The 5,309-nt window shown below is 70.6% G+C and carries 4 protein-coding genes and 1 pseudogene; 3 read left to right on the top strand and 2 right to left on the bottom strand.

The window, feature by feature from the left end; translation table 11 throughout:
• Both WML84_RS12490 and WML84_RS12485 read left to right on the top strand, forming a co-directional pair.
• On the top strand, nucleotides 1-191 hold a 191-nt coding region (locus WML84_RS12490; RefSeq protein WP_347346468.1), incomplete at its 5' end, for a transporter substrate-binding domain-containing protein.
• 79 nt (nucleotides 192-270) lie between these two features.
• Nucleotides 271-630 carry a cupin domain-containing protein gene (locus WML84_RS12485; protein WP_347346467.1) on the top strand — a complete coding sequence of 120 codons (360 nt, stop codon included), beginning with the start codon at nucleotides 271-273 and terminating at the stop codon, nucleotides 628-630.
• A 27-nt stretch (nucleotides 631-657) separates the two neighbouring features.
• On the opposite strand, the gene WML84_RS12480 is transcribed toward WML84_RS12485, so the two are convergent.
• Entirely contained in the window at nucleotides 658-2,958 is a 2,301-nt protein-coding gene (locus tag WML84_RS12480; RefSeq protein WP_347346466.1) for an ATP-binding cassette domain-containing protein, read from the bottom strand.
• Between the two features lie 227 nt (nucleotides 2,959-3,185).
• Between WML84_RS12480 and WML84_RS12475 the strand changes: the two genes are divergently transcribed.
• Nucleotides 3,186-4,796, top strand: coding sequence for a DUF222 domain-containing protein (locus WML84_RS12475; RefSeq protein WP_347346465.1), 1,611 nt, complete (start codon nucleotides 3,186-3,188; stop codon nucleotides 4,794-4,796).
• A 380-nt stretch (nucleotides 4,797-5,176) separates the two neighbouring features.
• Here WML84_RS12475 and WML84_RS12470 read toward each other — a convergent pair.
• Nucleotides 5,177-5,309, bottom strand: a pseudogene (locus WML84_RS12470) (ABC transporter permease); the annotation flags it as partial.

The raw sequence follows: 5,309 nt of genomic DNA, 5'->3' as shown, positions 1-5,309 counted from the left end.
TCAACTACGGTGCGCAGACGCAACCGCTCGGGTTCATGGTCTCGAAGGAGAACGTGGAACTGCGCGACGCGATCATGGCCGCCCTGCAGGAGATCATGGACGACGGCGAATACGAGAAGATCATGAAGAAGTGGTATTACCTGCCCGAGTGGTATTACACCTCGCCCGAGCTGAACACGGCCACAGAATAGGCGGTCGAAAAGAAAGCATCCTCTTCTCGCACAGCTTTTCCGCACATCGTCAATATCTTCTGAAAGGTCACACACGAGAATGGTCACCATCACCAACCGGCGCAGCCTCGAACCGCGGCAGTTCAACGCGGTCACGAAGGTCTGGTCGAACCTGATCGAGGACGAGGGATTCGGGGCGGATGCCGGGATCGGCGCCTACGGTCCGATCCCCGCGGGCAAGTCCCCGGCCGAGCTCGCGCACGCGGACACGAACGTCGAGCTGTACTACGTCATCTCCGGCAGCGGGTCGCTGTACGTCGGCGGCGAGGGCGTCCGGCCGATCGGCGAGGGCGACGCGTTCGCGCTTCCTCCGGTCGAGCACTTCATCTGGTCGGACTCGGCCGAGTCGGTGCTCGTCTACTACGTCGCGCTCGCCGGCTCGGGAGCGGCCTACCGCTGATCAGCGCCCGGTCGCCGGCGGAGCCGGCTACGCTCTCGTCGTCGCGGTCGCGACGGCGAGGGCACGTCCCGTGAGCGAGGCGGGATCGGCCATCAGGTCGGCGGGCGTCCCGGCGAAGACGAGGCGACCGCCCTCCGAGCCGGCGCCCGGCCCGATGTCGATGACGTGGTCGGCGCTCGCGACGACACGCAGGTTGTGCTCGACCACCACGAGCGTCGCGCCCTCGTCGACCAGCTCGGCGAACAGCAGGTCGAGGGTGTCGACGTCGCTCGGGTGGAGGCCGACGGTCGGCTCGTCGAGCACGATGTGCTCGTCGCCGAGGCGGCCGGACGCCGCGAGGTGACGGGCCAGCAGCAGTCGCTGGCGCTCGCCGCCGGAGAGCGTGTCGAGCGATCGCCCCACGTCGAGGTAGCCGAGCCCGACCCGGCCGAGCCAGTCCATGGCGGTGACGATCTCGGCGTGCTCGTTCAGGAGCTCCGCGACGCCTGCCGCGTTGAGCCGCAGCACGTCGGCGATCGTGCGGCCGTCGACGGTGACCGACAGCGCGGTGTCGTTGAACCGCAGGCCGCCGCACGCGTCGCAGGGTGTGGAGACGTCATCGAGGAACGCGAGCTCGGTCGTGATGTAGCCCTTGCCCTTGCAGGTCGGGCAGGCGCCCCGCGAGTTGAAGCTGAACCACGACGCGTCCAGTCCCGAGGCGTCGTGGAACACCTGCCGGACGGTGCCGGCGACGCCGAGGATGCTGAGCGACGTGGAGCGCACGCCGCCGCGCAGCGGATCCTGGCCCACGACCGTGAACCGCGGATGCTGCCGGGGCAGCTCCACGGTCGCGAACGAGCTCTTCCCCGAGCCGGCGACGCCGGTCACCGCGGTCAGGACGCCCAGCGGCACATCGACGTCGAAGCCGGTCAGGTTGTGCGCCCGCGCGTCGCGCACGCGCACCTGTCCGCTCGGCGTGCGGATCGCGTCGCGCACGTGCAGGGGCTCGGCCATCGCGCGTCCCGTGATCGTGTCGCTGTGGACGAGCTCGGCGGGGGTCCCCTCGAACTGCACGGTGCCGCCCGAGGCGCCGGCGCCCGGCCCGATGTCGACGACGTGGTCGGCGACCGCGATCACCTGCGGCTGGTGCTCGACCACGAGGATCGTGTTGCCGGCATCCCGCAGGCGCTGCAGGAGCGCCGTGAGCCGCTGGATGTCGGCGGGATGCAGACCCGCGCTGGGCTCGTCGAAGACATACGTCACGTCGGTCAGGGCGCTGCCGAGATGGCGGACGATCTTCACGCGCTGCGCCTCGCCGCCGGAGAGCGTGCCCGACTCGCGGTCGAGCGTGAGGTAGCCGAGGCCGACCGACAACAGCGCGTCGAGCACGCGACGGACACCGTTGAGCGCAGGGGCGACCCGGGGGTCGCCCGCGTCGTCGAGCAGCGCGCGCAGCTCCGACACCGACATCGCCATCCAGTCGACGATCGAGCGCCCGTCGACGAGGCTCGCCCGGGCCGCGGCGTTCAGCCGTGCGCCGTGGCACTCGGGGCACGTGTGCCGCGTCATGATGCGGTCGAGCTCCGCGCGCACCTCCTTCGAGATCTTCTCGGGGCGTCGGCGCACGTACACGTCGCGCAGTCGCGTCACGACGCCGTCGAACCGCCCGGATGCCGGGAACCTCGGATCGGGGTCGACCGGTTTGACCTCCTCGGCGTAGAGGAAGAGGTCGAGCTCCTCCGGCGTGTAGTCGCCGAGCGGCTTCTGTCGATCGAAGAACCCGCAGTAGGCGAACCGCTTCCACCGGTACGTGCCGGGGCGGAACATGCTGAAGCGCACCGGGCCCTCGTCGATGTTCTTCGTCGGGTCGATCAGCTCGTCGGCGTCGATGTCGACGACCGTGCCGAGCCCCTCGCAGCGCGGGCACGACCCGCGCGGGTCGTTGAACGAGTACGACGGCGAGTAGCCCGCCGAAGGCACCCCGATGCGCGAGAAGACGAGCCGCAGCAGGGGAGCGAGGTCGGTCGCCGTCGCGACGGTCGAGCGCGCGTTGCCGGTGAAGCGGCGCTGGTCGATGAGGGTCGTGAAGGTCAGCCCGGCCATCGCCTGCACGTCCGGGGCCGGCAGCTGCGGCAGCCGGGCGCGCAGGAACGAGGAGTACGAGTCGTTCACGAGACGCTGCGCCTCGGCGGCGATCGTGTCGAGCACGAGCGACGACTTGCCCGACCCGGAGACGCCGGTGAAGACCGTCATGGTCTTCTTCGGCACGTCGAGCGACACGTCGCGGAGGTTGTTGGTGCGGGCCCGGGTGACCCGGATGGACGATTCGCCGTCGGCGTCGGAGCGCATGGTCCCACGCTAGCGCCGGCCTCCGACACGCTCGCGTCCGGTCGCTCCAGCGTCGTCAGCAGGGCGCGGAGCGTCTCCTTCCCGGCCGGCGGGGTCGGGATGAGCAACGCGCAGCTGTGCGAGCACCGCGTCGATGCGCCCCTCGACCGCGGCCCCGGCGACCCGATCGAGCGGCTCGAGGGTCGGTTGGCCTCGTCAATGTCGGAGATATGTACGATGCTTCGGGTATGGGATTCCTCGAAGATATGAGCGACGCGGTGACGCGGCTCGGTGTGTTCGTGGAGCTCGACGTTCCTGCGGGTGAGTTGCCGGGGTCGGTGGTGCGGCTCAGTGATGTGTCCGTGCGTGACGCGCTCGGTGTGGTGGCGGGGCTTGTGAAGCGGGCGACGACGTTGCAGGCGGTGTTGGTCGGTGTCGCCGCGGCGCGGTCCGGGCGGGACCGGGGGCATGGCGGGCTGGTGCAGGGCACCGGGCATCGGAACGCGGTGGAGTTCGTGCGGGACGTGACCGGAGTGAGCCGGGGTGAGGCGATCCGGGCGGTGAAGGTCGGCGAGGCGCTGCTGGACGGGGTCGGGGACGCGGGTGGACGCGCGGTGGGGCCGGATGTCGGATCAACGCCGGATGCAGGGTCGGACGCCGTCGCGGTGGCGCCGTGGCATGAACCGTTGCGGGTGGCGTTGCTTGCGGGGGCGCTCACGACCGGGCAGTTGCATGCGATCAAGACCGGGCTCGGGGAACCGCCCGTCAACGGTCGCGGCGCCGGTGCGGGTGGATGTGCCGCGGACACCGGCGGCAGGGTCGGCGCCGACGCCGACGCCGACACCGAGGGGCACGTGCCGGACGCGGACGCTCGTGACACCGACGTGGTGGCGGCGTGGCGTGCGGCGGCCCGTGAGCTGGCCGCGGAGGCCCCGTTGTGCACGGTCGAGGACCTCGCCTCCCGGGCGCGGGTGCTGCGGGACCTCCTCGACCCGACCGGGGCCGAGGACCGGTACGCGGCCCGGTTCGGCAAGCGGTCGTACCGGTGGTCCACCACCAGTGACGGGCTCCCTGCGGCGCATATCGTGTTCGACGACGAGGGCGGCGCCTGGTTCCGGTCCCTGATGGGCACCGCGCTGTCCCCACGTCGTGGCGGGCCGAGGTTCGTTGCCGAAGGCGAGAAGAAGCAGGCCGAGGAGCTGGTGGTCGATCCGCGGTCGAATGACCAGCTCGCGTACGACCTGTTCCTCGACCTCCTCCGCGCCGGGGCGCTCGCGAACGTGAAAGACGTGTTCGGGGCCAAGGAAGCCGGCGTCCGCCTCGTGACGCTGACCGACACGGTCACCGGGGAGCACGCGCACCGGGACGCGTTCGGGCGGCTGGTCGCGACCGCGCACACCGACGACGGGACGGTGACCGTGCCCGGGTCGGTGCTGGAACGCGCCCTGTGCGTCACCGGGACCATCGAGGTCACCCTCGACACCAGCGGGACCCCGCTGGACCTCGGTCGCGAACAACGGCTGGACTCGGCCCGGCAGAAGCTCGTGATGGCCGTCCGGGACGGCGGATGCCTGTGGCCCGGCTGCGACCGCCCACCCGCCTACTGCGAAGCCCACCACGGCGCGCACTGGGCAGAAGGGGGCGCCACCGACTGCAACTCCGGGGTGCTGCTGTGCCGGTACCATCACCTCCACCTGCACAACACGGGCTGGCGGATCGAACCGATCACCGGTGGCGGGTTCGTGCTACATCCGCCACCGGGCATGAACATCGAACCCCTCCCATTGCGCTCGAAAGCCCCGCTCCGATGGCTCTGGGACCCACCACCCCGACGGCCCGGATGGAGAGATGCGGCATGACGGAGCTGTGTGATCGGAGACGGGCGCGCTCCGACCGAAAAGGCCGTCCGACAGTGGGCCTGTCCGACTGCGGGCTCGTCCGGCTCGGGCCTGTCCGACCGGTGCTGTCCGGCTGTTGTGGCCGTCGAGCGGCCGCGCGTACCGTGCCGCGGATCGATGAGCGCGCCATGCACACGATGGGTCGCATGGAAGCCGAACGGCTTCGGGGCGGAGACGACGGAGGCCCCGGACCTCCGCGATCGGCAGGTCCGAGGCATCCGTCCCGCCTCATCCGTCCCGCCCGCCTCATCCATCACGCACGTCCGGTCATGCGGCGGTGGACGATGAATCCGAAGCGAGGAGGTTGTGGGCCGTGGCATCCGTCCTCTGAGAGAGGCGGCTCAGGCCTTCAGCGCCTCCTTCAGCTTGACGCGGCCGCCCATGCGGAGGATCGAGTTCTCGTAGATCTTCGCGCCGACCGCGATCGCCGCGAGACACGTGACGGCGAGGATCGCGAGCGACACCAGCGGCTCC

It is taken from the genome of Microbacterium sp. (genome assembly GCF_039812165.1).
Lineage (GTDB): Bacteria > Actinomycetota > Actinomycetes > Actinomycetales > Microbacteriaceae > Microbacterium.
This window is presented reverse-complemented; position numbering and strand designations above follow the sequence as displayed.